Consider the following 24,268-nt stretch of genomic DNA (forward strand, 5'->3'; position numbering starts at 1 on the left):
GCGGGGCGGGACGCGAGGGCGAGCGCGTCCGGCTCGCTCTCGGGTGGCTGCCGTCACCCCACCGGACCTGGGATTTCGCGTCGGAGCGCGGGGATCCGGGGGTGACCGTGCACTCTGGTCGCGGGGGCTCGGAGTCAGCCGGACCGAAGGAGCGCGTGATGACGCGGACGGCCAGGGAACTGCTGGAGGGCGTCACCGGGAAACTCGCCCCGGACCCGCATGCCAACCGGCTGCTGCCGCTGATCGCCCGGGGCGCCGCCCAGCTCGGCACGCTCGCCGCCCTCGCCCTGGAGCAGCGTCATGTGATCGCCGCGGACCACCGCGCGTTCGTTCATCTGGCCCAACGCTCGGCGGCCGCCGACGCGGCGAGCGCCGCCTTCTTCGAGACGCTCGCCGAGGGCGAGGCGGTGGCCGGGGAGCGGCTCACCGCGTTCGCCACCGCGGTGGGAGCGGGCGAGGCACGGGCGGCGGAGTACGAACCCCTCGCCGACTGCCAGGCCTATCCCGCGTACGTCGCCTGGCTCGCCCTGAACGGGGAGCCGGCCGACGTGGTCCTCGCGCTCGGCGCCAACATCGCGGCCTGGGGCGGCTACTGCGAGACCATCACCGCGGCCCTGCGCCGCCACTACGGCTTCGACGACGAGGTCTGCGGCTTCTTCGACTTCTTCGCCGAGCCCGCGCCCGACCTGGAGGTCAAGGCACTGGCCGCCGTACAGGCGGGGCTCGACGCCGAACGGATCTCCCTGGACGACGTCCTGCGCCACGGGCGGCTGCTCCAGGCCTACGAGGAGAAGTTCTGGCACGCGCTGTGGGAACTGGACCAGCGGGTCGCCTGAACCCTGCCCCGGCCGGGCACCGGGCCGGACGCGGCACACTCGCCGGTCCCGCCCGGCCTCCGGCGGGGCCGGGGGTTCGGCAGCGGAACGGCATCCGCCGCTCCGATCTGGTCCGGCGCCGTCACCGAGCCATTCCGGTCCGGCGTCGGCGCCGACCCGTTCAGCGGCCGGTCGGGCCGCTGCTGTGCGCGATGCAGGCCACGTCGATCCGATCGGCCAGTTTGGCCAGTTCGATCGTGAGCGCGGCCACCGTGTCCTCGTCGAGGCCGTCCTGACCGGCCTCCACCAGATGCAGCCACCGGCCGCCCACCGTGCGCAGCAGCTTGCTGACGTCGGCGGCCGCCACCTGCAACGTGCCGCGGTCGTCGACGATCAGGGGGAGGGTCACTTCGCGGTTCACACGAGGGATCGTAGCTGCGGAACGCTCACGCTCCGTGCCATACGGTGGTGATGTTGCAGAACTCGCGGATTCCGTGCCCCGACAGTTCCCGCCCGTAGCCGGACCGCTTCTCCCCGCCGAAGGGGAACGCCGGGTGCGAGGCCGTCATCCCGTTGACGAACACCCCGCCCGCCTCCAGATCGCGCACGAACCGCTCCACCTCGGTCTCGTCGCGCGTCCACACGTTCGAGCTGAGCCCGAACGGGGTGTCGTTGGCGAGGGCCACCGCCTCGTCCAGACCGGCGGCCCGGTACAGCGTGGCGACCGGCCCGAACGTCTCCTCCTGGTGGATGCGCATCGCGGGCGTGATGTCGGTGAGCACGGTCGGCGCGTAGTACCAGCCGCCGCCGAAACCGTCGGGGCGTTCGCCACCGCACAGCACCGTCGCCCCGTTCTCGACCGCGTCGTCGACCAGTTCCTCCAGGTCGGCACGGCCCTGTTCGGTGGAGAGCGGCCCGATCTCGGTGTCCTCCTCCAGCGGGTCGCCGACCTTGAGGGCCCGCATACCCGCCGCGAACCGCTCCGCGAAGGCGTCGAACACGTCGGTGTGCACGATGAACCGCTTGGCGGCGATGCACGACTGCCCGTTGTTCTGCGCACGCGCCGTCACGGCGATCTTCGCGGCGCGCTCCACATCGGCGGACGGCATCACGACGTACGGGTCGCTTCCGCCCAGCTCCAGCACCGTCTTCTTCACCTCGTCCCCGGCGACCGAGGCGACCGCCCGGCCGGCCGGTTCGCTCCCGGTGAGGGTGGCCGCCTTGACCCGCGGGTCGCGCAGGACGCCCTCGACCGCCCCCGACCCGATCAGCAGCGTCTGGAAGCAGCCCTCGGGGAAGCCCGCGCGACGGAACAGGTCCTCCAGGTACAGGGCCGTCTGCGGAACGTTCGAGGCGTGTTTGAGCAGTCCCACGTTGCCCGCCATCAGCGCGGGCGCGGCGAAGCGCACCACCTGCCAGAGCGGGAAGTTCCAGGGCATCACGGCGAGCACGGGGCCGAGCGGCCGGTAGCGCGCGAGGACCCGGGAGGCCCCGGAGTCCGCGGCGTCGGCGGGGGCGGCCAGTTCGTCGGCGAGCAGGTCCTCTGCGTGGTCGGCGTACCAGCGCATGGCCTTGGCGCACTTGGCGGCCTCCGCCCGGGCCTGCTTGACCGGCTTGCCCATCTCGGTGGTCATCACCCGGCCGATGTCGTCGAGGTCCTCGTCCAGGAGGGCGGCCGCGCGGTGCATGAGCCGCGCCCGCTCGGCGAACGAGGTGGTGCGATACGTACGGAACGTGGCCTCGGCGGCAGCGAGCCTGCGCTCGATCTCCTCGGCGCCGAGGGCGTCGTACGTCTTGAGCGTCTCGCCGTTCGCCGGGTTCACCGTCGCGATGGGCATGGCCGACCTCCTGAAAGCTGGCTGTTCCCCGACCCTCCCGCGCGGGGCCGCGCGGCGCAACGCGGGCGGGCCCCCGAGGTGAGCCGACGCTGCTGGCCGAACGCCGGCTCTCAGGCCGAGTGCTCAGCCAGCCGGTCGAGAAACACGGTCTGCCCCTTGATGAGCAGAGGGCGGGCCCGCTCCGGGGTCATCCACTCCACCCGGTCGAGTTCGGGGAACTCCTGCCGCCGCCCCGACTTCGGCGGCCACTCCATCGTGAACGTGCCGGGGACCACGGCCGCCGGATCGAGGTCCGCCTCGATCGCCCAGGCCGTGACCACCTTGCCGTTCGTCTGGGTGACCTCGCCGAGCGCGAGCGCCTCGCCGTCGGGCGGCGGCAGCCCGAGCTCCTCCCGGAACTCACGGCGGGCGGCGTCCCAGGCCGTCTCGTCGGGCTCGTACTCGCCCTTGGGAAGGGTCCAGGCCCCGGCGTCGCGCCGCGCGAAGTACGGGCCGCCCATATGGCCTACCAATACCTCCACGCCGTGGTCGGTGTGCCGGAACAACAGGAGTCCCGCACTCCTGCGTCCGTGCTGTCCTGCGCTCATCGCGTCACCTCCGGGTGGGCGGCCAGCAGGGTGTCCACGGTGTCGGCCTCGGCCGCCCGCTTGTCCTCGCGGTAGCGCACGACCCGGGCGAAGCGGAGGGTGACGCCGGCCGGGTAGCGGGTGGACCGCTGCAGCCCGTCGTACGCGATCTCGACGACGAGCTCGGGCCGTACGGTCACCACGTGGCCGTCGTCCGAGACGGCCAGCTCCCGGAACCGGTCGGTCTGCCAGGTGAGCATCGCGTCGGTCATGCCCTTGAACGTCTTGCCGAGCATCGCGAACGAGCCGTCGGCGGTACGGGCGCCCAGGTGCAGGTTCGAGAGCTTGCCGGTGCGCCGCCCGTGACCCCATTCGGCCGCCAGGACCACCAGGTCGAGGGTGTGTACGGGTTTGACCTTGAGCCAGGCGGCACCGCGCCGGCCCGCGCTGTACGGGGCGTCGAGGGCCTTCACCACGACGCCCTCGTGCCCCCGGGCCAGCGCGTCGGCGAGAAACGTCTCGGCCCGCGCGGCATCGCCCGGCCCCGGCACGAGCGTCCGCCGGACCCGCATCGGCTCGGGCACCAGCCGCGCCAGTTCCGCGTGCCGATCGGTGAACGGCAGATCCAGCAGATCCCGCCCGCCCACGGACAGGGCGTCGAAGAAGACCGGGGAGACGGGCACGGTCCGCGCGGCCGCCGCCACGTCCACGCGGGACCCCACCCGGGCGGCCGTCTCCTGGAAGGAACGCGGCCGCCCCCGGTCGTCCAGCGCGATCACCTCGCCGTCCAGGATGAACCGCTCGCCCCGCAACTCCATGGCCGCTGCGGTGAGTTCGGGCAGCCGGTCGGTGATGTCGTCGAGGGTGCGGGTGTAGACGCGGACGTCCTCGCCGTCCCGGTGCAGCTGCACCCGGATGCCGTCGAGCTTCTCCTCGACCGCGCAGGCGCCGAGCTTGCCGACCGCCTCGGAGACGGAGGAGGCGGAGTGTGCCAGCATCGGCAGTACCGGGCGGCCGGCGGTGAGCCGGAATCCGTCCAGTGCCCCCGGACCGTCCGCGAGCAGGGCCCGTGCCACCGCCCGCAGGGAACCCGCCAGCATCACCGCCCGTCGTACGTCCCCCGCGGACGCGCCGGTCGCCTCCGCGAGCCCTTCCACCGCGAGCGCGTCCAGCGCGCCCTGGCGCACCTCGCCGGTGAGCAGCCCGAACAGGAAGCGTTGTTCCTCCTCCGTGGCCGCCTCCATCAACTCGCCCACCATGCGGGCCCGTTCGGCTTGCGAACCGGTGCCGGAGATCTCGCCGAGCGCGGTGAGCCGGGCATCCACCTCGCTCACGGTGAGGGTGGCTTCGGCGGCGGGGGCGACTTCTCTGCTCAGCACCTTCCAGCCGACGCCGAGGCGGCCCTGCGGCAGCCGGCCCGCCAGATACGGGATCACGATCGGCGCGTCGTCCGCCTCGGCGTCCCGGAACAGCTCCGCGAGCAGAGCGGTCTTCCGGGACCGCGCCGAGGTGGCGGCGACCTCGTGGGACACATGGGCGAGCCTGCTCAGCAGCATGCAGCCATCGTGCAACGCGGGCGCCCGGTTCACACCCGTACGGGATCCGGTTCGCGCCCCCGGCCGACGTGTTTCAGCCCTGCCCGCGCGCGATCGCCGCGTCGAGGTCCGCGAACAGGAGTTCGCCGTTGAGCGTGGCCGCCGCGCGGTATCCGCCGCTCGCCGCGTTCACCACCTGCTCCGCGAAACCGGCGGCGTTGCCGGCCGCCCAGACGCCGGGCACGCTCGTGAGCCCGGTCGGGTCGACGACCGGGTAGCTGCCGAACGGCGTCTCCCGCAGTTCCGCGCCCAGCCGTTCGAGCAGGCCGGTCCGCGGTACCGGGCGCGGCGCCACGAACAGCACCGAGCGGTCGTGCGCGGTCCCGTCCGCGAGCCGTACGCCGGTGAGCCGGTCCCCGGCGACCACCAGCTCCGCCACCTCGCCGGGCACCACGGCGACCCCGGCGGCGGCGAGCCGGCGCAGGTCCTCGTCCGCGAGCTCGTCCTCGGCCACCGTGTGCAGGAACAGCGTGACGTCGTCCGACCACTGGCCGACCATCAGCGCCTGGTGCACGCTCATCGGCGTCGTGGCCAGCACGCCGAAGGCCTCGTCGCGGACCTCCCAGCCGTGGCAGTACGGGCAGTGCAGCACATCGCGCCCGAAGCGTTCGGCGACTCCGGGCACCGACGGCAGCTCGTCGGCCAGACCCGTCGTGACGATCAGCCGGCGCGCGTGGACGGTGTCGCCGGACCCGAGCGTGACGTCGAACTCGCCGGCGCCGTCCCGGACGACGTCCACCGCCCGGCCCCGGACGATCTCCACGCCGTACCCCTCGACCTCCCGCCGGCCCTCGGCGAGGAACTCGGCGGGCGGCATGCCGTCGCGGGTCAGATAGCCCTGCATGCGCGCGGCGGGCGCGTTGCGCGGCGCGCCCTCGTCGACGACGAGCGTCCGGCGCCGCGCCCGGCCGAGGACGAGGGCCGCGGAGAGCCCCGCCGTGCCGCCGCCCACGACGACCGCCTCGTACGTCCCGGCCGATGTTCCTGTCTTTGTCCCGGTCATGGTGACCACCTCCACGGAGAAGGTCGCCCGGAACCCGCCGGATTGACAAACGTCTTTGCCGATTCTGCAATAGAGGAATGAGTGACGCGGCCCGTGCGGGCGAGAGCGACGGCGGCGGGCGCGGGGTGACCGGCGACGCGGCGACGGACGAGGTCCTCGCCGAGGTGGGTCCGCGGCTGCGCCGGATCAGGAAGGAACGCGGGGCGACCCTGGCCGGGCTGTCCGAGGCGACCGGCATCTCGGTGAGCACGCTCTCGCGCCTGGAGTCGGGGCTGCGCAAGCCCAGTCTGGAACTGTTGCTGCCCATCGCGCGGGCCCATCAGGTACCGCTGGACGAACTGGTCGGTGCCCCGCCGGTCGGCGATCCCCGGGTGCGCGCCGAGCCGATCGTGCGCCATGGCCGCACGTACTGGCCGCTGACCCGCCAGCCCGGCGGACTCCAGGCCTACAAGGTGCTCGAACCGAAGCGGACGACAGAGCCCGATCCGCGCACGCACGAGGGCTACGAATGGCTGTACGTGCTCTCCGGGCGGCTGCGGGTGGTCCTCGGCGAGCACGACGTCGTGCTGGAGGCCGGGGAGGCGGCGGAGTTCGACACCCGTGTGCCGCACTGGTTCGGGTCGGCGGGGGAGGGGCCCGCGGAGTTCCTGAGCCTCTTCGGCCCGCAGGGGGAACGGATGCACGTACGGGCGCGCCCCAAGGCCCGGTCCAAGGAGCTGTGAGAGCGGGCGCCGGCGCGGCAGCGGGCGCCGGCGCCGGGGCTCGGTGAAGACGAGGGGTGTCCGCTGTTCCCAGGGCGGCAAGCGACCGCTTAGTATGCGATGGACCCGGTCAGCCGAGACAGTCCCCTGGAGGCCCGCATGCAGGCATGGCAAGTGCACCAGAACGGCGAGCCCGCAGAGGCGATGCGCCTCCTGGAGGTGGATCGGCCGACGCCCGGTGACGGCCAGGTCCTGCTCAAGGTGCGCGCCGCGAACATCAACTTCCCGGACGCGCTGATGTGCCGCGGCCAGTACCAGGTCAGGCCCCCGCTGCCGTTCACGCCGGGAGTGGAGATCTGCGGCGAGACCGAGGACGGCCGCCGGGTGATCGCCAACCCCGCCCTGCCGCACGGCGGCTTCGCCGAGTACGCGGTCGCGGACGCCGCCGCCCTGCTGCCGGCCCCCGACGCCCTCGACGACGCCGAGGCCGCGGCCCTGCACATCGGCTACCAGACCGGCTGGTTCGGCCTGCACCGCCGGGCCCGACTGGAGGCCGGCGAGACGCTGCTCGTCCACGCGGCCGCCGGAGGGGTCGGCAGCGCGGCCGTGCAGCTCGGAAAGGCGGCGGGCGCGCGGGTCATCGGTGTCGTGGGCGGCGCCGACAAGGCCGCCGTGGCGCGCGAGCTGGGCTGCGACGTCGTCGTCGACCGGCGCGCCGAGGACGTGATCGCCGCCGTCAAGGAGGCGACCGGCGGACGCGGCGCGGACGTGATCTACGACCCCGTGGGCGGTGACGCCTACACCCAGTCCACCAAGGTCGTCGCCTTCGAGGGCCGGATCGTGGTCGTCGGCTTCGCGAGCGGTTCGATCCCGAGCCCCGCGCTGAACCACGCCCTCGTCAAGAACTACGCGATCGTCGGCCTGCACTGGGGCCTGTACAACACCAAGAACCCGAAGCTCGTCCTGCACTGCCACGAGCAGCTCACCGAACTGGCCGCACGGGGCGCGATCAAGCCGCTGGTGAGCGAGCGGGTGCCGCTGAGCGGGGCCGCCGCCGCCGTGCAGCGGGTCGCCGACGGAGTCACCACCGGACGGATCGCCGTGGTGCCCACACTGGAGAACGGAGCCGCCGCATGACCGACGCAGCCGAACTGCGCCGCCGCACCCAGGAGTTGCTGGCCGCGTACCCGCCCGGGGAAACGGACCGGCTCGACTTCCTCGGGGCCCGCTTCGACGCCGGCCTCGCCTGGGTGCACTACCCCGAGGGCCTCGGCGGACTCGGCGCCCCGCGCCGCCTCCAGGCCGCCGTGGACGCCGAACTGGCGGCCGCGGGCGCACCCGACAACGACCCTCGGCGGATCGGCATCGGCCTCGGCATGGCCGCCCCGACCATCCTCGGCTTCGGCACCGAGGAGCAGAAGCGGCGCTTCCTGCGGCCCCTGTGGGTCGGCGAGGAGGTGTGGTGCCAGCTCTTCAGCGAGCCCGGCGCGGGCTCGGACCTCGCCGCACTCGGTACCCGCGCCGTCCACTCGGACACCGCCGAGGCCGGGAGCGGGGGAGAGTGGGTGATCAACGGACAGAAGGTGTGGACCTCCAGCGCCCACCTCGCCCGCTGGGCCATCCTCATCGCCCGCACCGACCCGGACGTGCCCAAGCACCGGGGCATCACCTACTTCATCTGCGACATGACCGACCCGGGCGTCGAGGTGCGGCCGCTGCGCCAGATCACCGGCGAGGCCGAGTTCAACGAGGTCTTCCTCACCGACGTCCGCATCCCCGACGCACACCGCCTCGGCGAGGTCGGCGACGGCTGGCGGGTCGCGCAGACCACCCTGATGAACGAGCGCGTCTCCATCGGCGGCATGCGCATCCCGCGCGAGGGCGGCATGATCGGCCCGGTCTCGAAGACCTGGCGCGAGCGGCCCGAGCTGCGCACCCACGACACGCACCAGCGGCTGCTGAGGCTGTGGGTCGAGGCCGAGGTCGCCCGGCTCTCCGGCGAACGGCTGCGCCAGCAGCTCGCCCAGGGCCAGCCCGGTCACGAGGGTTCCGGCATGAAGCTCGGCTTCGCCCGGCTGAACCAGGAGATCAGCGGACTGGAGGTCGAACTCCTCGGCGAGGAAGGCCTGTTGTACGAGGACTGGACGATGCGCCGGCCCGAACTGGTCGACTTCACCGGCCGGGACGCCGGATACCGCTACCTGCGCTCCAAGGGCAACAGCATCGAGGGCGGGACCAGCGAGGTCCTGCTGAACATCGTCGCCGAACGCGTCCTCGGCCTGCCGTCCGAGCCGCGCACCGACAAGGACGTCGCATGGAAGGACCTCGCCCGATGAGCCAGGTGAGCACCGAGCCCGATCTGCTCTACACCGAGGAGGAAGAGGCGCTGCGCGCCGCCGTCCGCGATCTCCTCACCGACCGCTGCGCCGCGGCGGACGTCATCACCCGCGGCGAGTCCGGCACTCCGCACGACCCCGAGCTGTGGAAGGCCCTCGCGGAGAGCATGGGCCTCGCGGGCCTGCTGGTGCCCGAGGAGCAGGGCGGCCAGGGTGCCACGCACCGCGAAGCCGCCGTGGTCCTGGAGGAGTTGGGCCGCGCGGTCGCCCCCGTGCCCTATCTGACGAGCGCCGTGGTCGCGACCGAGGCGCTGCTGGCCTGCGAGGGACCGGTCGCGGCCGAACTGCTCGCCGCACTCGCCTCCGGCCGGACGGTGGGCGCCCTCGCCGTCCCGCTGAACGTCGGACCGGGCGGCGCCTACCAAGCCGTACGGCTGGAGAACGGCTCCCTGCACGGGGAGTTGACGGGCATCGCGGACGCGGCGGCAGCCGATGTCCTGCTGGTCCCGGCCGAGGACGGCGGGCTGTACGCCGTCGACGCGGACGCCGTCACGATCGTCCCGCAGGTCAGCCTCGACCAGACCCGGCCGCTCGCCCGCGTCACCTTCGACTCCGCGGCCGCGCGGCAGCTCTCCGCGGACGCGCCCGCGGCCGTACGGCGTGCGCTGCGGGCCGGCGCCGGACTGCTCGCCTCCGAGCAGCTCGGGCTCGCCGACTGGTCGTTGACGGAGACGGTCCGCTACCTCAAGGAACGCAAGCAGTTCAACCGGCCGGTCGGCGGGTTCCAGGCGCTCAAGCACCGGCTGGCCCAGGTGTGGCTGGAGGTCGTCAACACGCGCGCCGCCGCGCGGAACGCCGCCGACGCGCTGGCCACCGGCAGCGCGGACAGCGACGTGGCCGTCGCCGTCGCCCAGGCGTACGCGGCACCCGTCGCCGTGCACGCCGCGGAGGAGGCGCTCCAGCTGCACGGCGGCATCGGCATGACGTGGGAGCACCCGGCCCACCTGTATCTGAAGCGCGCCAAGGCCGACTCGATCGCCTACGGCACGGCGGGCGCGCACCGCGCGGCGCTGGCCGAACTGGTCGATCTCCAGGCGCCCTGACACCGCTCCGAGCGAAGCCCGCCCCACCCGGGGCGGGCTTTTTCGTGCGCCCACGACACACGAGGAGAGGAGGGGAGGAGAGGGGAGGAACGCCCGGTCCCGCCCGGATCAGGTGAAGTGAACGCGTAGCGTCGGTCCGGCCAACTCCCCTGAGGGCAGGGTTTCTTGAGCCCCACCGGCCGCATACTCCCTGAGGTCCCGTACGGCACCCCTCAAGGGAGGCGGAGCATGGCCCTCACCACCCGTCGCAGAGCCCTCACCACCTTCGGCGCCGCCCTCGCGGGCTCGGTCGCCCTGCCCGCGTCGCGGGCCCTGGCAGGCGAGGCGAAGCCCCGAACGCGCCCCCTGTGGCGCGCCCACGCGCACAACGACTACGAGCACCCACGCCCCCTCCTCGACGCGCTCGACCACCGCTTCGGCAGCGTCGAGGCCGACATCTACCTCGTCGGCGACCAACTCCTGGTCGCCCACGACCCGGTGGACCTCGACCCCACCCGCACGCTCGAATCCCTCTACCTCGAACCGCTGGCCGCCCGCGTCAGGGCCGGCCACGGCTCGGTGTACCGGGGGTATCACCAGCCGCTGCAACTGCTCGTCGACATCAAGACCGAGGGCTCCTCGACGTACCTCGAACTCGACCGTCATCTGCGCCGCTACCGGCACCTGTTCACGAGGTACGCGCACGGCCGGGTGCACCGCGGCCCGGTCACGGCCGTGATCTCCGGGGACCGCGCCGCGCGCGTGCCCATGGAGGCGCAGACCGAGCGGCTCGCCTTCTACGACGGCCGGCTCGCCGACCTCGGCAGCGCCGCCCCCGCCTCCTTCGTCCCGCTGATCAGCGACAACTGGACACTCAACTTCAGCTGGCTGGGTGAGGGACCGTTCCCGGCCGCCGAGCGCGAGAAACTGCGGGGCATCATGGCGGCCGCGCACGCGCGCCGGCAGAAGGTCCGGTTCTGGGCCACCCCCGATCTTGCGGGTCCGACACGCGAGGCGCTCTGGCGCGAACTTCTCGCCGCCGACGTCGACTACCTCAACACCGATGACCTGGGCGGTCTCGAAGAGTTCCTCGACGCCCACGACCGACGGTAGAAGACCACCCGTTCGGGGGACACGTCAGCCGCCCGACCGATCCCTCCGCTACGCCACACTTACGGCCGAACGCCGCGAAGTGGACGTGGCGGAGGAGGTTGACGATGGCCATTTCCATCTCTGCGGTGCTGTTTCTCCTGGTGCTGGCGGTGATCTTCCTGCGCAACGGTGGGCTGAAGATGTCCCACGCGCTGATCTGCGCCCTGCTCGGGTTCCTGCTGGCCAGCACGAGCATGGCCCCGACGATCCACAGCGGTCTCACCGCGACCGCGGACATCGTGGGCAGTCTGACGCCATGACGTGCCGCCGTTTCACGGGCGCGTGAACACCCCGATACCGTTGGGGACGGGACGCTCGGCGCCGCCGCTCGGGTGGTTGAGGACGCTGACGGTGTCCGCCCCCGCCTGCCGGGCGACCATCGTGGTGGATCCGCCGCCGTCGAGGCTGAAGGCGTCCTGTGACCCCAACTGCCGCATCGCCGCCGTCACTTCGGCGATGGTGAGACCGCTGCGGAACTCCGGGGCGCCGTCCAGGGCGAGGAGCTGCATCCGGCGCCCGTGGTCGGAGAAGCCCACCGCGGTCCGTACGGCGGAGGTCCTGTCGTCCAGACCCGGCAGCGGCACGCCGCCGGTCATCATCGGATAGCCCCCGACCGCGAAGCGGTACGGCACCCGGGAGGACTCCGCCACCAGCCGGTGCCGCACCCCGACCCACTCGCCCACCGACAGCTTCCGCAGCTGCTGGGCGCCCGCCTCGCGGCCGACCAGCACGGTGGTGCCGGGTGCGATGGCTCCGCCGCCCGGAGTGTCGGCGGCGGACACGACCCGTCCGTGGCGGACCGTCACCTCGTAGGTGTCGGTGCTGCACGGCGCGGCCCGGTCCGTGTCCGTACCGCAGGTCGCGCGCACCCGCGAGACGCTGCCCCAGTCCGCGGTGAACGCGCCGACGGAACCGACCGGCAGCGCGTACTGGTTGAACCCGCCGAGCGGCCAGGTGCCGTCGGGGCTGCGGACGGACCCGTCGAGGGCCACGCTGTCCAGCCTGGCCCGGCGGTCGACGCCCACACCGAACACGTCCTCGGTGGTCGTGCCGGGCGGCAGCGCGGGTCCGAACCGCTGGCCGTTCGGGACCGCGGCCTTGAGCCCACGGCCGCTCGCGATCGCCGGACCCACGGTCGCGCCCGTCGCCTCGACGCCCGGATGCTGGGTCTCCGTGATGTTGAAGAAGTCGCCGTTGACCCCGGCGACCGCGCCCCGGGAGCCGGCCAGCTCGGACACGGGCTCCCGGGACGCCACGGCGCCGGGGTGGAGGAGATCGACGCGCACATGGGGATTGCGCAGATCGACGTTCAGCACATGCGCGTGCGCCACTCCCTTGGCCGCCGGGATGTCCAGCTGCGTGTACTCGACGCCGGGCGCGATGTCCGTCGTGCGCTCCGTGCCGCCGGCCGGTGCCGCCCCCGTCAGGGCCGCACCGGCCAGCGCTCCGGTTGCCGTGAAGACCGTCAGTGCCGTTCTGAACCGTCTGTCAAGACGCGTCACGGTGCCCCCTGATGTCTCGTCAACTGTGCCAGGACTCAGGGGAATTGCACCAGAGACAGGGACCCGGGTTGGTGGCTAGGCGCCGACGACGCGGGAACGGATCAGAAAACGCACTCCTTCGGGTGCTTCGAGGGAGAAGCCGCTGCCCCGGCCCGGCACGACGTCCACGATCAGACGCGTGTGGCTCCACAGCTCGTACTGGCTCTTCGAGATCCAGAACGTCACCGGTTCCTCGACGCCCTCGATCTCCAGCTCGGCCAGCAGCACGTCGGAACCGCCGGTGCGGAACTCGCCCTCCGGATAGCACATGGGCGCGCTGCCGTCACAGCAGCCGCCCGACTGATGGAACATCAGCGGTCCGTGCTGGACGCGCAGTCGCCGCAGCAGTTCGGCGGCCACGGGTGTCAGCTCCACGCGCGGGACGACGTCCATCGGCTCCCCCTCGGGTCTCACGGCTGTCGCGGACCAGCCGACCAGACCGGACGTTGCGAGAGGGTTGCACATCCCGGACACGCACGAGGCCGGCCCCCGGTGACGCCCGCGTGATGCGGGTCGTCACCGAGGACCGGCCTCGGGAGCGCTCGTGCCGGCCGACGAGGTGTCAGCCGTGGGCGCGGACGTGCTGGGTCAGCAGATGCGCGGGAGCTGCTCGCCGAGCGGCATGTCCACCACCCGGGTCCCGCCCAGGCCGGTGGCCGCGACCACCATGCCGGGGTGGTCGGCGACGCAGTGGCCGATCGTCACGGACTCCTTGCCCAGCGGATGGGCACGCATCGCCGCGAGCACGGCGTCGGCGTGCTCGGCCGCCACGAACGCCACCAGCTTGCCCTCGTTGGCCACGTACAGCGGGTCGAGGCCGAGGAAGGCACAGGCGTTGGCGACCGTCTCCGGGACGGGCAGGGACCGCTCGTCCAGCGTGATGCCTACCCGCGCCGCCGCGGCGATCTCGTTCAGCGAGGTGGCCAGACCGCCGCGGGTCGGATCGCGCAGCACATGGATGTCGGGGCAGACCGCCAGCATGTCCGCGACCAGACCGGCCAGCGACGCGGTGTCGCTCTGGATCTCGACGCCGAACTCCAGCCCCTCCCGCACGCTCATGATGGCCACCCCGTGCACGCCGATCGGTCCGCTGACCAGCACCACGTCACCGGGGGCCGCGCGCTGCGGGCGGATGTCGACGCCGTCCGGGATCAGGCCGATCCCGGCGGTGTTGATGAAGATGCCGTCGCCGTGGCCCGCGTCGACGACCTTGGTGTCACCGGTCGCGACCACCACCCCGGCCGTCCGCGCCGCCTCGCCCAGCGCCTCGGCCACGCGGCCCACGACGGAGAGCTCGACGCCCTCCTCCAGGATGAACCCGCAGGAGAGGTAGGCCGGTACGGCCCCCGCCATGGCCAGGTCGTTGACCGTGCCGTTGACGGCGAGGTCCCCGATGCTGCCGCCGGGGAAGAACAGCGGCCGTACGACGAAGGAGTCGGTGGAGAAGGCGAGCCGGGCGCCGCCCAGCAGCAGATGCGCGGAGTCGCCGAGCTCGGCGAGCACGTCACTGCCGAAGGCGGGCGCGAACAGGTGCTCCACCAGTTCGGCGGAGAGCGTGCCGCCACCACCGTGCCCCATCACGATCCTGTCGTGGTCGCGCAGCGGCGCCGGGCAGGTCCACGAGGAGAAGTCGACGGGAGCGTATGCGGAGTCAGCCAACGGAGCTCGCCTCCTTGTCCGGGGTCCCGAGACGCCGGTAGAGGTAGTAGGCGGCGCACGCGCCCTCGCTGGAGACCATCGTCGCGCCCAGCGGATTGCGCGGGGTGCACTCCTTGCCGAACGCGGCGCACTCGTGCGGCTTGATGAGGCCCTGGAGCACCTCGCCGCTGCGGCAGACCGTCGACTCCTGGGTCTCGATGCCGGTCACCGAGAAGCGGTGCTCGGCATCGAACTCGCGGTACTTGGGCGACAGCCGCCAGCCGCTCCGCGGGATCACGCCGATCCCGCGCCAGGCCCGGTCGGTCACCTCGAAGACGTCGGAGAGCATGGCGCGGGCCGCGGGGCTCCCCTCGGGCTGCACCGCGCGCGGGTAGGCGTTCTCCACGGTGTGCTGTCCGGCCTCCAGCTGGCGTACCGCGCGGCGGATGCCCTCCAGGATGTCCAGCGGTTCGAAGCCCGTCACCACGATCGGCACCCGGTGCCGTTCGGCGAGTTCGGGATACTCGGCCATGCCCATCACCGTGCAGACGTGCCCGGCGGCGAGGAACGCCTGCACCCGGCAGTCGGGCGAGTTCATGATCGCGTCGATGGCCGGGGGCACCTTGACGTGCGAGACCAGCAGGCTGAAGTTGGGGATGCCCAGCTTCTTGGCCTGATAGACGGTCATCGCGTTGGGCGGCGCCGTGGTCTCGAAGCCGATGCCGAAGAACACCACCTGCCGGTCGGGGTTCTCCTGCGCGATCTTCAGCGCGTCCAGCGGCGAGTACACGACGCGTACGTCCGCGCCCTCGCTCTTGACCTTGAACAGGTCGCGTCCGCTGCCGGGCACGCGCAGCATGTCGCCGAAGGAGCAGAAGATCACGTCCGGGCGGGAGGCGATCTCCAGCGCCTTGTCGATGATCTCCAGCGGGGTCACACAGACCGGGCAGCCCGGCCCGTGGATCAACTCGATCTCCTCGGGGAGGAGCTGGTCGATGCCGTGGCGGATGATCGAGTGCGTCTGGCCGCCGCAGACCTCCATGAGGGACCAGGGCCGGGTGGTGACCGCCCTGATGTCGTCGAAGAGTCGTTTGGCGAGGACCGGGTCGCTGAACTCGTCCAGGTACTTCATGACCGCGCCTCCTTCTCGGCGCCCTCCAGGGGCGGAAGTCCGGTTCCGGCGGGGCGTTCGGCGCCGGCGTCCCGGGCGGCCTTGCCCCAGGCGTCGCCGAACTCCTCCTCCAGCACCCCGAGGTTCTCGAAGAGTTCCAGGGTCTGCTTCGCCGATTCCTCGTCCAGCCGCTGCAACGCGAATCCCACATGGACGATGGCGTAGTCACCGACCTTCATGTCCGGCACGTACTCCAGACACACGTCCTTGACGACACCGCCGAAGTCCACCTTGGCCATCCGCGTGGCGTCGCGTTCCTCGATCTCCAGCACTCGGCCGGGTACGGCCAGACACATGACTCGCTCCTGACTCGCTCCAGCGTTCCTGTCGCGCTAGTCCTGTGCACGGGCGGCGACGATCAGCTGCCCGAGGGCCAGACCGCCGTCATTGGGGGGAACTCTGTGGTGCCTCAGTACGGTGAAGCCGTCCCGTTCCAGGACGGCGCCGCAGCCCTCGGTGAGCAGGGCGTTGCAGAACACCCCGCCGCTGAGGGCGACCGTGCCGATGCCGGTCCTCTCTCGTGCCACCGTGCACACCTCCAGGACCAGGCCGGTCACGGCCCGATGGAATCGACGGGCCACCGGCCCGGCCGTGACGCCGGCCCCGACGTCCGCCACGGCGGCGGCCAGGACCGGTGCCGGGTCGGCGATCAGCGGCGCCCCGGGGTCCTGACGGACCGCTCTCAGCATGAACCGGTACGCGTCGTTCCGCTCGTCGTCGGCGAGCGGCCCCGCCAGATCCGCCAGTGCCGCGTTCTCCAGCTCCATGGCCGCCTGCGCCTCGTACTCCACCCGGTGGCAGACGCCCGCGAGCGAGGACACCGCGTCGAAGAGGCGTCCCATGCTGGACGTGGGAACGCAGTTGAACCCCCGTTCCAGCTGCCGTTCCAGCAGCCGCCGTTCCTCCGGGGTGGCCGCCGCCGCGCACGGCAGCTCGTCCCGCCAGGGCAGTCCCGCGGCCCGCAGATGCGACAGCGCCATCCGGTAGGGGTTGCGTACGGCCGCGTCACCCCCCGGCAGCGGGACATAGCCCAGATGGGCGAACCGCCGGTATCCGTCGTAGTCGGCGAGCAGCACCTCACCGCCCCACACGGCACCGTCGTCGCCGTAGCCGGTTCCGTCGAAGGCGACTCCGATCACCGGCTCCGAGCCGTCCAGACCGTGCTCGGCCATCGCCGAGGCGACATGGGCGTGGTGGTGCTGCACCTGGCGCAGCGTCAGTCCGCGCTCCTCGGCGGCGCGCCGTGCCCACAGGGTGGCGCGGTAGCCGGGATGCCGGTCGGCGACCAACAGGCGCGGTGCGACGGCGGTGAGGTCCGTCAGATGGCCGGTGGCCCGCTCGAAGGCGTTCAGGGTGGCCAGGTCGTCCATGTCCCCGACGTGCGCGGACAGCCAGGCGTAGCGGCCGTCCCCGGCGCAGAAGGTGTTCTTCAGGTCGCCGCCCACGGCCAGCGCCGGGACCACCGGAACCGGCAGCGCGATCGGGAAGGGGGCGTAGCCGCGCGACCGGCGCACCGGCAGCTCGGCTCCCGCGCACACCCGGACCACCGAGTCGTCACAGGGCACATGAACGGGCCGGTCGTGGGCGAGCCAGGCGTCGGCGAGCCCCGCCAGCCGGGTCAGCGCCTCGGCGTCGTCGGTGACGATGGGCTCGCCCGAGCGGTTCCCGCTGGTCATCACGAGGACGGCGGGACCCGGCGGATCACCGGGCAGACCGAGCAGCAGCCGGTGCACCGGCGTGTACGGGAGCATGAAGCCGAGGTCGGGGCTGCCCGGTGCGACCCCCGCCGCGATCTCCTCGCCCGCCCCCGCCCGCCGCCGCAGCAGGACCACCGGCTTGCGCGGTCCGAGCAGCAGATCCCGCTCCGCCGGACCGGCATGGGCCAGCCGTTCGACGGTCTCCAGCGAATCCGCCAGTACCGCGAAGGGCTTGCCGCCGCGGTTCTTGCGCTTGCGCAGGGTGCGCACGGCCGCCGGATCGCCCGCGTCGCACGCCAGGTGGTAGCCGCCGATCCCCTTGACCGCGACCACGGCGCCGTCGGCCAGCAGGCGGCGGGCCTCCGCGAGCGCCTCACCGTCGCGCAGCTCGCCCGGATCGTCCGCCCCCGTGCGCAGCGTGAGCCGGGGACCGCAGGCCGGACAGGCGATCGGCTGGGCGTGGAAGCGCCGGTCGGCCGGGTCCGCGTACTCACGGGCGCAGTCCGCGCACATCGGGAAGCCCGCCATGGTGGTGCTGTCCCGGTCGTACGGCAGCGAGGTCACGATCGTGAACCGCGGACCGCAGTGCGTGCAGGTGATGAACGGGTGCCGGTACCGCCGGTCGGCGGGGTCCGCGAGCTCGCGCAGACAGTCGTCGCAGGTCGCGGTGTCCGGGGAGACCAGGGTGCGGCCCGGCCCGCCGGAGGAGGGGCGGATGGTGAACACCGAGCCGTCGTTCTCCAGGGGCACGGCCCGGTGCTCGACCGACTCGACGACCGCGAGCGGCGGCGGACGGGTCCCGATCCGCGCGCAGAACTCGGCCACGTCGGCGGCCGGACCCTCCACCTCGGCCTCGACGCCCCGCGCGTTGTTGGTGACCCAGCCGGTCAGCCCGAGTTCCTGGGCGAGGGTGTAGACGAAGGGCCGGAACCCCACTCCCTGGACGACGCCCGTGACGGCGATGTGCCGGCGCTCGCGCCCCGGGGCCCGCTTCACCGCTCCTGCCTCCGTGCCCGCTCCTGCTCCCCGCCCGGCCCGGCCCCGGCCTGTCGCGCGCCGGGGTGCGGGTGGACGTCGGCACGCGGGTGTTCGTGGCCGTTCCCGTGGCTGTGCAGGTAGCGCTCGTGCTGCCGGGCCAGGACCGGTACGTGCGCCTCCTCGCCGGCCGCGCAGCGCAGGACGTGCGCGAGCAGGGCGTCGACCCCCTGGCCGGTGCGGGCCGAGGTCTCCAGGACCGGCACCCCGGGGTTGACCTGCCGGACACCCTCCAGGAACGCCTCCCGGTCGAAGCCGACGGCGTCCGCGATGTCGGTCTTGGTGACCACGACCAGGTGCGCGAGCCCGAAGGCGGTCGGGTACTTGACCGGCTTGTCCTCGCCCTCGGTCACCGAGGCGAGCGCGATGCGCAGGGTCTCCCCGAGGTCGTAGGAGGCCGGACAGACGAGGTTGCCGACGTTCTCGACGAACAGCAGCCGGGTGCCCTCGGGCAGCCAGCCCTCCAGCCGCCGCTGGAGCATGCCGGCCTCCAGATGGCACAGGCCGTCGGTGAGGATCTGCCGCACGGGCGCGCCGGAGCGGGCCAGCCGGGTCGCGTCGTTCTCGGTCGCCAGGTCGGCGGTGACGGCGGCGGCCGGGGTGCCGCCCGCCACGGCGCGTGCGAGCAGTTGTTCGAGCAGGGCCGTCTTGCCGCTGCCCGGACTGGACAGCAGGTTCACCGCCACCGTGCCGCGGTCACCCAGATAGCTCCTCAGCGCCAGCGCGTTCTCGTCGTTCTTGGCGAGCACGGCCTGATGCAGGTCAACGGTGCGGCACATGGCTCGCCTCCTCGTCGCGTACCGGCAGCTCGGACGGAGCGGGCCGCGGCCCGTCGTCCGCGCCCTTCCCGCCCGGGGGCCCGTCACCCTTCCCGTCCACGGGTTTCCGCGCGTCCAGGGGTTCGTCGGCCAGCGTCAGCCGGACGATCTCCAGCTCCCGGCCGCTGAGCAGGGTCAGCGGTGTCCCGCACCCGGCGCACCACAGCACCGGAGGCATCCCGGTCGGCGCCTCGCGGCCGCAGCCCTCGCAGCGGCCCCGTGCCTCGACAGTCTCGATCAGCAGGCGTGACCCCGCCAGCGCGGTGCCCTCCGTGGCGAGCCCGAACGAGAAGTCCAGCGCCTCGGGCACCACCCCCGCCAGCTCGCCGATCCGAAGGGTCAGCGACGCGACCGCGCGGCCCTGTTCCCGCACGGCCTCCTCGACCTGTTCGACGACCGCCACGGCGATCGACAGCTCATGCACGGTCCTCACCTCCCGCCGCCGACCCGTCGCCCGGTGCCGTCGCGCCCGGATGTGAGGCCCGCGCATGGCTGGTTACCCTGAGAGCACGATGACCGGGCAAGAGGTCGAGCGACGCGCTCTGCTCACCCCGGTGCTGCTCCTGTTGCTGGCCGAACGCCAAGGTCATGGCTATGAACTGGTGCAGCGCCTGGGCGCTTTCGGCTGCGGCGACGCCGATCAGGCGCATGTGTACCGGCTGCTGCGGGGCATGGAGAGCAGCGGTGAGGTCACCTCGCACTGGCGTGCCTCGGAGAGCGGCCCCGCGCGCCGTGTCTACGCGATCACCCAGCAGGGCGCCATGAACCTCGCCCTGTGGTTCGTGCGTCTGGGTGAACTCCACGGCGCCCTGCATCTCTTCCTGGAGCGGTACGTGCAGCTCGAGGACGTCGGTGGCCGCGCGGGGCGCGACGGCGGGAGTCCGCGCGCCGGCGGGCGTCCACCGGATCACGAGCGTCCACCGGATCACGAGCGTCCACCGGATCACATGCGCCGCATGCGCAAGTAGCGGCGGATGTCCGACAGGTTCCTCGCGACCCCGTAGGCCAGTGCGAGGCCCGCGGCCAGGCCAACCCATTGCCATTCCATCCTTGCCTCCATCGGTGTCAGCTCCTCCGGGCCACGGAGGGAGCGCGGCGTACCAGGTCGAGCACCAGGTCGGCGGCGGCGTCCACGGCACCGGCCACCGGGGGAGTCAGGCCCATGCCCTCGCCCGTGTCGCGGGGTTCGCAGCCGATGACGTACACCTCCTCCGGGAGGGTGCCGCCCGCGCCGGCGTGCAGATCGTGCAGCAGGGCCAGCACACTGGCCGGGTCCATGGCGTGCGTGTCCAGCGGGCCCGGTGCGGACCGTGCCGTGGGGGGTCCGGGACCGACGTCGATCGTGTAGAGCGTGCCCGGCGGACCTTCGCGGCTGACGAGGTCCACCAGCACCAGCGTCCGGTAGCCCTCCAGCAGCCGGTAGGCGAGGTGCACCCCGCGGATGCCGGCGTCCATCAGCTCGACGCCGGGCGGCAGTTCGGGCGTGCGGGCGGCGAGCCGTCGTACGGTCTCCACCCCGAACCCGTCGTCCTGGAGGAACACGTTGCCGACCCCGGCGACGAGAATCCGGCCGGTCCCGCGCTCTTCGGCCGGCCGGGACGCGCCGGTGCGGACGGGTCCGGTCATGTCGCCTTCTCCTCCGGCTCGTTCAGCGGTGCCACTTCGTCGGGCTTGAAGTAGAGGAAGCGGCCCTGGGCCCGGCGCACGTCGGTGCCGGGATCGTCGTCCACGACGACGGCGAGATGCGTCTCCCCGTCGAGGTCACCGACCACGGCCTCGACCGTGGCGCGCCGGCCGTGGAGGAAGGAGTCCTGGGCGTCGGAGCGCCGGGCGCCGGGGGTGAGCCTGACCCTGCTGCCGGCCCGTACCGTCTCGCCGTCGATGACGACGGCGGCGGGCACCTCGGCGGCCCCGGCGTCCTGCGCCGGGTCCCACCAGGGATGCCCCGGGCCCTGGGGCAGACTCAGGCCGATGTCGGGGGCGGCGGGTAGCGGCTCGTCGGCGCCGTCCTCGCCGGTGATCTCGCGCAGCCCCCGGATCGCCCCGTGCAGCCGCTCGCGGACCGCCTCCGGCATGTCCTCGACCAGGTCGATGACCCCGGCGGCCCGGGCGTCCGTGCCGCGGGCCTCACGCTTCTCCCGGTCGGTGAGCGCGGCCGTGCGCAGCGAGAGGATCTCGTCGATCTCGGTGGCGTCGTAGAGGGGCCCCGGGCTCTCCTCGGCGACGGCGGGATGGTCCTCCAGGATGATCGGCGAGGACAGCATGACGTCGTCCGTGCCGGGCGGGCCCGCGAGCACGGGCCAGGTGCGGTCGTTCCGGCAGCTCGCGGCGGCCGGGCGGGCCCACTCCGGCGGGTCCGTCAGCGACAGGAACCGTCCCCCGGGGACGCCGAACAGCAGATGGGTTCCGATCAGGCTGTGGGCGAGTGCGGTCTCGCGGTCGGCGTCGGCGTCCTCCGGGACGACGGTGGTGTTGTGCACGCTCACCGTGAGCCGCAGCACCCGGTAGGGCCCCGGCAACTCCTCGACGCGCGGGCGCAGTTCGCCGGTCAGCCGCAGTCTGCGCCGCACGAGTCGGCCCAGCGTCCGGCCCTCGGTGTCGGTCACCGGCTCGTACTCGACGGCGTCGGGGAGGTCGAACCGTACGGCGTGTACCGATGCCTGATCGCCCGTCAGTTCTTCGAGCGACTCATGGATCAGGACGCGTTCCTCGTGTCCTTCGTCCCAGGGCACCAACACCCGGTCGGGAAGGTCGAGTTCCGGAACCTCCGTGTATCCGCCGTCGGCGTCGAGCCGTTCGACCGTGCGCCGCCGGACGTGCAGGAAGCGCAGTTCGGCGTGGAGACGGTCGCCCTTGCGGGGCTCCAGCAGACACTCGGTGCGCTGGACGGAGTGTTCCCCCGTCGTGGCGGTCCAGGCGGGCGGCACCAGGACGCCGAACTGCCAGCGGAGCTGGTTCTTCGCGGCGGAGGCGCGGTAGGGGTAGAGGACGTATCCCTCGAACAGGACGGCGTCCGCCACCGTGCGGGCCTGCTCGAAGCGGTCCTCCAGGGGATTGCTCATCTCAGTCGGCCCCCTTCGCGTCGGTGGTGGCGAGGAGTTCGTCGAAGACCCGCTCCCAGGACGGCAAGGCGTGCGCGGACCGGTAGCGGCGCAGCTCGTCCAGGACGTCCAGCCGGACGCGCAGCCAGCCCGAGTTGGGGAAGTACTCCTCGATCATGTTCCGCCACACGTCCACCGGCATCCGGTACGACGTCTCCTTGTGCCAGGGCACGGGCTCGGCCCGGAAGCCGTCGTGGCCGGTGAACACCGTGCCGGAGAAGAGCAGGAGCAGCGGGACCTCGCCGCGGGACAGGGCCCGGAAGTACGAGGCGGACGCGACCTCGGTGTCGTAGGTGCAGGGCACCGGGAGATCGACCTCCGTCGAACCGGTGAACCCCGGGACCGTGATGGAGGTGTGGGCGAACTGCAGCGGCTTGAGCGTGCTGTTCCAGCGGCTCGGCTCACCGAACAGGTCGCCCAGCATGCCGACCTCCTCCGGCTCGTACGAACGTCCGGCGGGCTCGATACGGATCTGGCAGCGCAGCGCGACGGCGTGCACCGGCCGGTGGTCCGCCTCCTCGATACGCAGCCCGAACAGCAGCGTGGGCCCGGCTCCGTACGGTTCGGGGCGCACGCCGGTGCAGGTGAACCGGAGATCGGTCACGGGGCGCCCCCGGAGTTCGCCGGCGGCCGGGCGGCCGCCGTGATCCGTTCCAGGAACTCCGCGATGTCCGCGCGTGCCTCGGCACCGCCGTCGAAGCCCTTCCAGTGCAGCCGCATCCGGCCGACCAGTTCGTAGCAGACGTCGACCGGGACGAGCGTGCAGGTCACCGAGCCGTCCCGGCCGCGGTGCAGCAGCAGCGCCTCCACGTCGGGTTCCAGCAGCTCCGCCAGCCGGCTGCGGCCGAGCACCGAGTCCCAGGTCTGCGGATCGAGTTCGCTCTCGGTGGCGCCCGCCGGGCTCGGATAGAAGGCCGCGAGCCGCCCGAGCTCGGAGTTGCGGAAGAAGAAGGCGAGCGCGACGGGGATCTGGAGCCGGTTCCAGTCGGCCTCGTCCAGGACGAACCCGGGATCGGCGAGATACCGGTCCGGGACCGCCCGGAAGCGGCCCTGTCCCGCGCCCGGCCGGGTGAAGAGCAGATGGCAGGGCGGGCAGGAGCACTTGAGGGATCGCCGGGAGGTGTCGACGAGATGCCGGTGCTCGGCGGGCAGCGGCTCCCCGCACAGGTCGCAGCGCTCGCCCTCGGGCGGCGGTCTGCGGGTGAACTGCCTGAGGACGTCGGCGGTCATGGCCCCGCCCCCAGCAGCTCGCCGGGCAGTGCCACCCGCACCGACCCGTTCTCCTCCAGCAGCGGTACGGGATCCAGGTGGCCCCGGTCGCCCCGGCCGGCCCGGCGGACGTCGAACGCGGCGCCGCAGCCCGCGCAGCACAGGAGTTCGCCGTCCAGGACCGCGGGCGCGAGGCCCGCGGCGCACTGGGGGCAGCGGTCGCGGTAGGCGTACAGCTGGCCCGGCAGACGGACCAGGAGCAGGGCGCGGCCCGCGACCTCGGTGACCCCGGTTTCGCCGTCGCCCACCGGCAGCGAGCGCGGGCCGAGTTCGTACCAGCGCGCCGCCTCGCCCGGTTCTCCGGACGGCACCGCCTCGCCCGGAGCGTCGTCCGGGCGGTGCGGCAGGATCTGGAGCAGTGCGGGTTGCGGGCTCTCGGCGGCCATGCCCTCGACCTCGATGTGCGCGACCTCGGGGGCGATCCGGGCGACCGCCTCCTCGATGGTCCAGCGCACGGTCTGGGTGGAGGACGGACAGCCGTCGCAGCTGCCGCGCAGCCTGAGGTGCAGCGTCGGGCCGTCGGCGGCCTCCATGTCGAGCCCGGCCACCTCGACGTCGCCCGCGTGCGAGCCGAGGTAGGGGCGGACCTTGTCCAGGGCCCGGCCCACCCGGGTCGCGGTGTCCTCGGGGTGCAGATCGTGCAGGATCAGCAGATCGCTGACCAGTTCGTCGGCGGTGAGGACGGCGAGGGGATCCGCGCCCTTCGGGGCGGAGCGCAGCAGGCGTACGGTCCGGGTCAGGCCCTCGCCGTAGAACTCCATGAGGCAGCGCACCAGTTCGTCCGCGACGCCGCGCGCCTCCGGTCCCGCCTGCCGCGCCAGCTCGTCGAGCAGTGCGCCTATCCGCTCACCCGTCTCCTGTCCGGCCATCGGCAGGCCCCTCTCCTGAGGAAGGTCGATCGCGAGGAAGG

The 24,268-nt window shown here is 72.8% G+C and carries 27 protein-coding genes; 8 read left to right on the forward strand and 19 right to left on the reverse strand.

The features are described 5' to 3' along the window. Positions 1-158: 158 nt before the first annotated feature. Positions 159-836 carry a transcriptional regulator gene (locus OG780_RS35150; RefSeq protein WP_328455002.1) on the forward strand — a complete coding sequence of 226 codons (678 nt, stop codon included), beginning with the start codon at positions 159-161 and terminating at the stop codon, positions 834-836. A gap of 160 nt (positions 837-996) precedes the next feature. On the opposite strand, the gene OG780_RS35155 is transcribed toward OG780_RS35150, so the two are convergent. From OG780_RS35155 to OG780_RS35175, 5 genes are all read right to left on the reverse strand, one after another. Beyond that, entirely contained in the window at positions 997-1,236 is a 240-nt protein-coding gene (locus OG780_RS35155; RefSeq protein WP_326789160.1) for a DUF6213 family protein, read from the reverse strand. 25 nt (positions 1,237-1,261) lie between these two features. After that, entirely contained in the window at positions 1,262-2,653 is a 1,392-nt protein-coding gene (locus tag OG780_RS35160) for an NADP-dependent succinic semialdehyde dehydrogenase (RefSeq protein ID WP_328455004.1), read from the reverse strand. A 110-nt stretch (positions 2,654-2,763) separates the two neighbouring features. Next, positions 2,764-3,240 carry an NUDIX domain-containing protein gene (locus OG780_RS35165; protein WP_328455006.1) on the reverse strand — a complete coding sequence of 159 codons (477 nt, stop codon included), beginning with the start codon at positions 3,238-3,240 and terminating at the stop codon, positions 2,764-2,766. Then, complete coding sequence (locus OG780_RS35170; RefSeq protein WP_328455008.1) at positions 3,237-4,775, reverse strand: ATP-dependent DNA ligase; 1,539 nt, start codon at positions 4,773-4,775, stop codon at positions 3,237-3,239. The genes OG780_RS35165 and OG780_RS35170 overlap by 4 nt, the downstream gene beginning before the upstream one ends. Positions 4,776-4,848: 73 nt before the next feature. Continuing rightward, complete coding sequence (locus OG780_RS35175) at positions 4,849-5,817, reverse strand: NAD(P)/FAD-dependent oxidoreductase (RefSeq protein ID WP_328455009.1); 969 nt, start codon at positions 5,815-5,817, stop codon at positions 4,849-4,851. 77 nt (positions 5,818-5,894) lie between these two features. Here OG780_RS35175 and OG780_RS35180 point away from each other — a divergent pair, with 77 nt between their 5' ends. The 6 genes from OG780_RS35180 to OG780_RS35205 all read left to right on the forward strand — a co-directional run bounded on the left by OG780_RS35180 (position 5,895) and on the right by OG780_RS35205 (position 11,348). After that, entirely contained in the window at positions 5,895-6,539 is a 645-nt protein-coding gene (locus OG780_RS35180; protein ID WP_328455010.1) for a helix-turn-helix domain-containing protein, read from the forward strand. Between the two features lie 138 nt (positions 6,540-6,677). After that, positions 6,678-7,655: an NADPH:quinone oxidoreductase family protein gene (locus OG780_RS35185; protein WP_328455012.1), complete on the forward strand. Its 978-nt coding sequence runs from the start codon at positions 6,678-6,680 to the stop codon at positions 7,653-7,655. Next, positions 7,652-8,854 carry an acyl-CoA dehydrogenase family protein gene (locus tag OG780_RS35190; RefSeq protein ID WP_328455014.1) on the forward strand — a complete coding sequence of 401 codons (1,203 nt, stop codon included), beginning with the start codon at positions 7,652-7,654 and terminating at the stop codon, positions 8,852-8,854. Before OG780_RS35185 ends, OG780_RS35190 begins: the two co-directional genes overlap by 4 nt. After that, complete coding sequence (locus OG780_RS35195; RefSeq protein WP_328455016.1) at positions 8,851-9,957, forward strand: acyl-CoA dehydrogenase family protein; 1,107 nt, start codon at positions 8,851-8,853, stop codon at positions 9,955-9,957. Before OG780_RS35190 ends, OG780_RS35195 begins: the two co-directional genes overlap by 4 nt. Positions 9,958-10,185: 228 nt before the next feature. Further along, the gene (locus OG780_RS35200; RefSeq protein WP_328455018.1) at positions 10,186-11,049 is read left to right on the forward strand and encodes a phosphatidylinositol-specific phospholipase C/glycerophosphodiester phosphodiesterase family protein; all 864 of its coding nucleotides are present in this window, start codon (positions 10,186-10,188) and stop codon (positions 11,047-11,049) included. A 104-nt stretch (positions 11,050-11,153) separates the two neighbouring features. Then, positions 11,154-11,348 (forward strand): hypothetical protein, encoded by a 195-nt coding sequence (locus OG780_RS35205; protein ID WP_326789170.1) that lies wholly within the window; start codon positions 11,154-11,156, stop codon positions 11,346-11,348. Between the two features lie 12 nt (positions 11,349-11,360). On the opposite strand, the gene OG780_RS35210 is transcribed toward OG780_RS35205, so the two are convergent. The 8 genes from OG780_RS35210 to OG780_RS35245 form a co-directional block, all read right to left on the reverse strand. Continuing rightward, on the reverse strand, positions 11,361-12,590 hold the full coding sequence (locus OG780_RS35210; protein ID WP_328455020.1) for a phosphodiester glycosidase family protein: 1,230 nt from the start codon (positions 12,588-12,590) through the stop codon (positions 11,361-11,363). Between the two features lie 75 nt (positions 12,591-12,665). Beyond that, the gene (locus OG780_RS35215; RefSeq protein ID WP_328455022.1) at positions 12,666-13,022 is read right to left on the reverse strand and encodes a DUF779 domain-containing protein; all 357 of its coding nucleotides are present in this window, start codon (positions 13,020-13,022) and stop codon (positions 12,666-12,668) included. Positions 13,023-13,217: 195 nt separating this feature from the next. Next, positions 13,218-14,207, reverse strand: coding sequence for a hydrogenase expression/formation protein HypE (gene hypE, locus OG780_RS35220; protein WP_443062342.1), 990 nt, complete (start codon positions 14,205-14,207; stop codon positions 13,218-13,220). Positions 14,208-14,280: 73 nt separating this feature from the next. After that, a complete protein-coding gene (gene hypD / locus OG780_RS35225) occupies positions 14,281-15,399 on the reverse strand; it encodes a hydrogenase formation protein HypD (RefSeq protein ID WP_328455026.1) in 1,119 nt (372 codons plus the stop codon). Beyond that, a complete protein-coding gene (locus OG780_RS35230; RefSeq protein ID WP_328455029.1) occupies positions 15,396-15,734 on the reverse strand; it encodes a HypC/HybG/HupF family hydrogenase formation chaperone in 339 nt (112 codons plus the stop codon). The genes hypD and OG780_RS35230 overlap by 4 nt, the downstream gene beginning before the upstream one ends. Before the next feature lie 36 nt (positions 15,735-15,770). Then, positions 15,771-18,131, reverse strand: coding sequence for a carbamoyltransferase HypF (gene hypF, locus OG780_RS35235; protein ID WP_328455031.1), 2,361 nt, complete (start codon positions 18,129-18,131; stop codon positions 15,771-15,773). Beyond that, positions 18,128-18,949: a hydrogenase nickel incorporation protein HypB gene (gene hypB / locus OG780_RS35240; protein ID WP_328455033.1), complete on the reverse strand. Its 822-nt coding sequence runs from the start codon at positions 18,947-18,949 to the stop codon at positions 18,128-18,130. The genes hypF and hypB overlap by 4 nt, the downstream gene beginning before the upstream one ends. Then, the gene (locus OG780_RS35245; RefSeq protein ID WP_328455035.1) at positions 18,933-19,412 is read right to left on the reverse strand and encodes a hydrogenase maturation nickel metallochaperone HypA/HybF; all 480 of its coding nucleotides are present in this window, start codon (positions 19,410-19,412) and stop codon (positions 18,933-18,935) included. Before OG780_RS35245 ends, hypB begins: the two co-directional genes overlap by 17 nt. A gap of 88 nt (positions 19,413-19,500) precedes the next feature. Here OG780_RS35245 and OG780_RS35250 point away from each other — a divergent pair, with 88 nt between their 5' ends. Next, complete coding sequence (locus tag OG780_RS35250) at positions 19,501-19,956, forward strand: helix-turn-helix transcriptional regulator (RefSeq protein ID WP_328455037.1); 456 nt, start codon at positions 19,501-19,503, stop codon at positions 19,954-19,956. On the opposite strand, the gene OG780_RS44735 is transcribed toward OG780_RS35250, so the two are convergent. Genes OG780_RS44735 through OG780_RS35275 form a run of 6 tightly spaced genes read right to left on the reverse strand, consistent with a single transcriptional unit; the run spans position 19,932 to position 24,227 of the window. Next, positions 19,932-20,048: a DUF6893 family small protein gene (locus OG780_RS44735; RefSeq protein ID WP_442814116.1), complete on the reverse strand. Its 117-nt coding sequence runs from the start codon at positions 20,046-20,048 to the stop codon at positions 19,932-19,934. The two genes, OG780_RS35250 and OG780_RS44735, sit on opposite strands and share 25 nt — an antisense overlap. Before the next feature lie 5 nt (positions 20,049-20,053). Beyond that, entirely contained in the window at positions 20,054-20,614 is a 561-nt protein-coding gene (locus OG780_RS35255) for a hydrogenase maturation protease (RefSeq protein WP_328455039.1), read from the reverse strand. After that, complete coding sequence (locus OG780_RS35260) at positions 20,611-22,050, reverse strand: hypothetical protein (protein ID WP_328455041.1); 1,440 nt, start codon at positions 22,048-22,050, stop codon at positions 20,611-20,613. The genes OG780_RS35255 and OG780_RS35260 overlap by 4 nt, the downstream gene beginning before the upstream one ends. Before the next feature lies 1 nt (position 22,051). Continuing rightward, positions 22,052-22,693, reverse strand: coding sequence for a DUF6084 family protein (locus OG780_RS35265; protein WP_328455043.1), 642 nt, complete (start codon positions 22,691-22,693; stop codon positions 22,052-22,054). Further along, positions 22,690-23,319, reverse strand: coding sequence for a DUF5947 family protein (locus OG780_RS35270; protein WP_326789183.1), 630 nt, complete (start codon positions 23,317-23,319; stop codon positions 22,690-22,692). Before OG780_RS35270 ends, OG780_RS35265 begins: the two co-directional genes overlap by 4 nt. Further along, positions 23,316-24,227: a NifU family protein gene (locus OG780_RS35275; protein ID WP_328455044.1), complete on the reverse strand. Its 912-nt coding sequence runs from the start codon at positions 24,225-24,227 to the stop codon at positions 23,316-23,318. The genes OG780_RS35270 and OG780_RS35275 overlap by 4 nt, the downstream gene beginning before the upstream one ends. Positions 24,228-24,268 lie beyond the last annotated feature (41 nt).

The sequence above is a fragment of the Streptomyces sp. NBC_00386 genome (assembly GCF_036063235.1).
GTDB lineage: Bacteria > Actinomycetota > Actinomycetes > Streptomycetales > Streptomycetaceae > Streptomyces.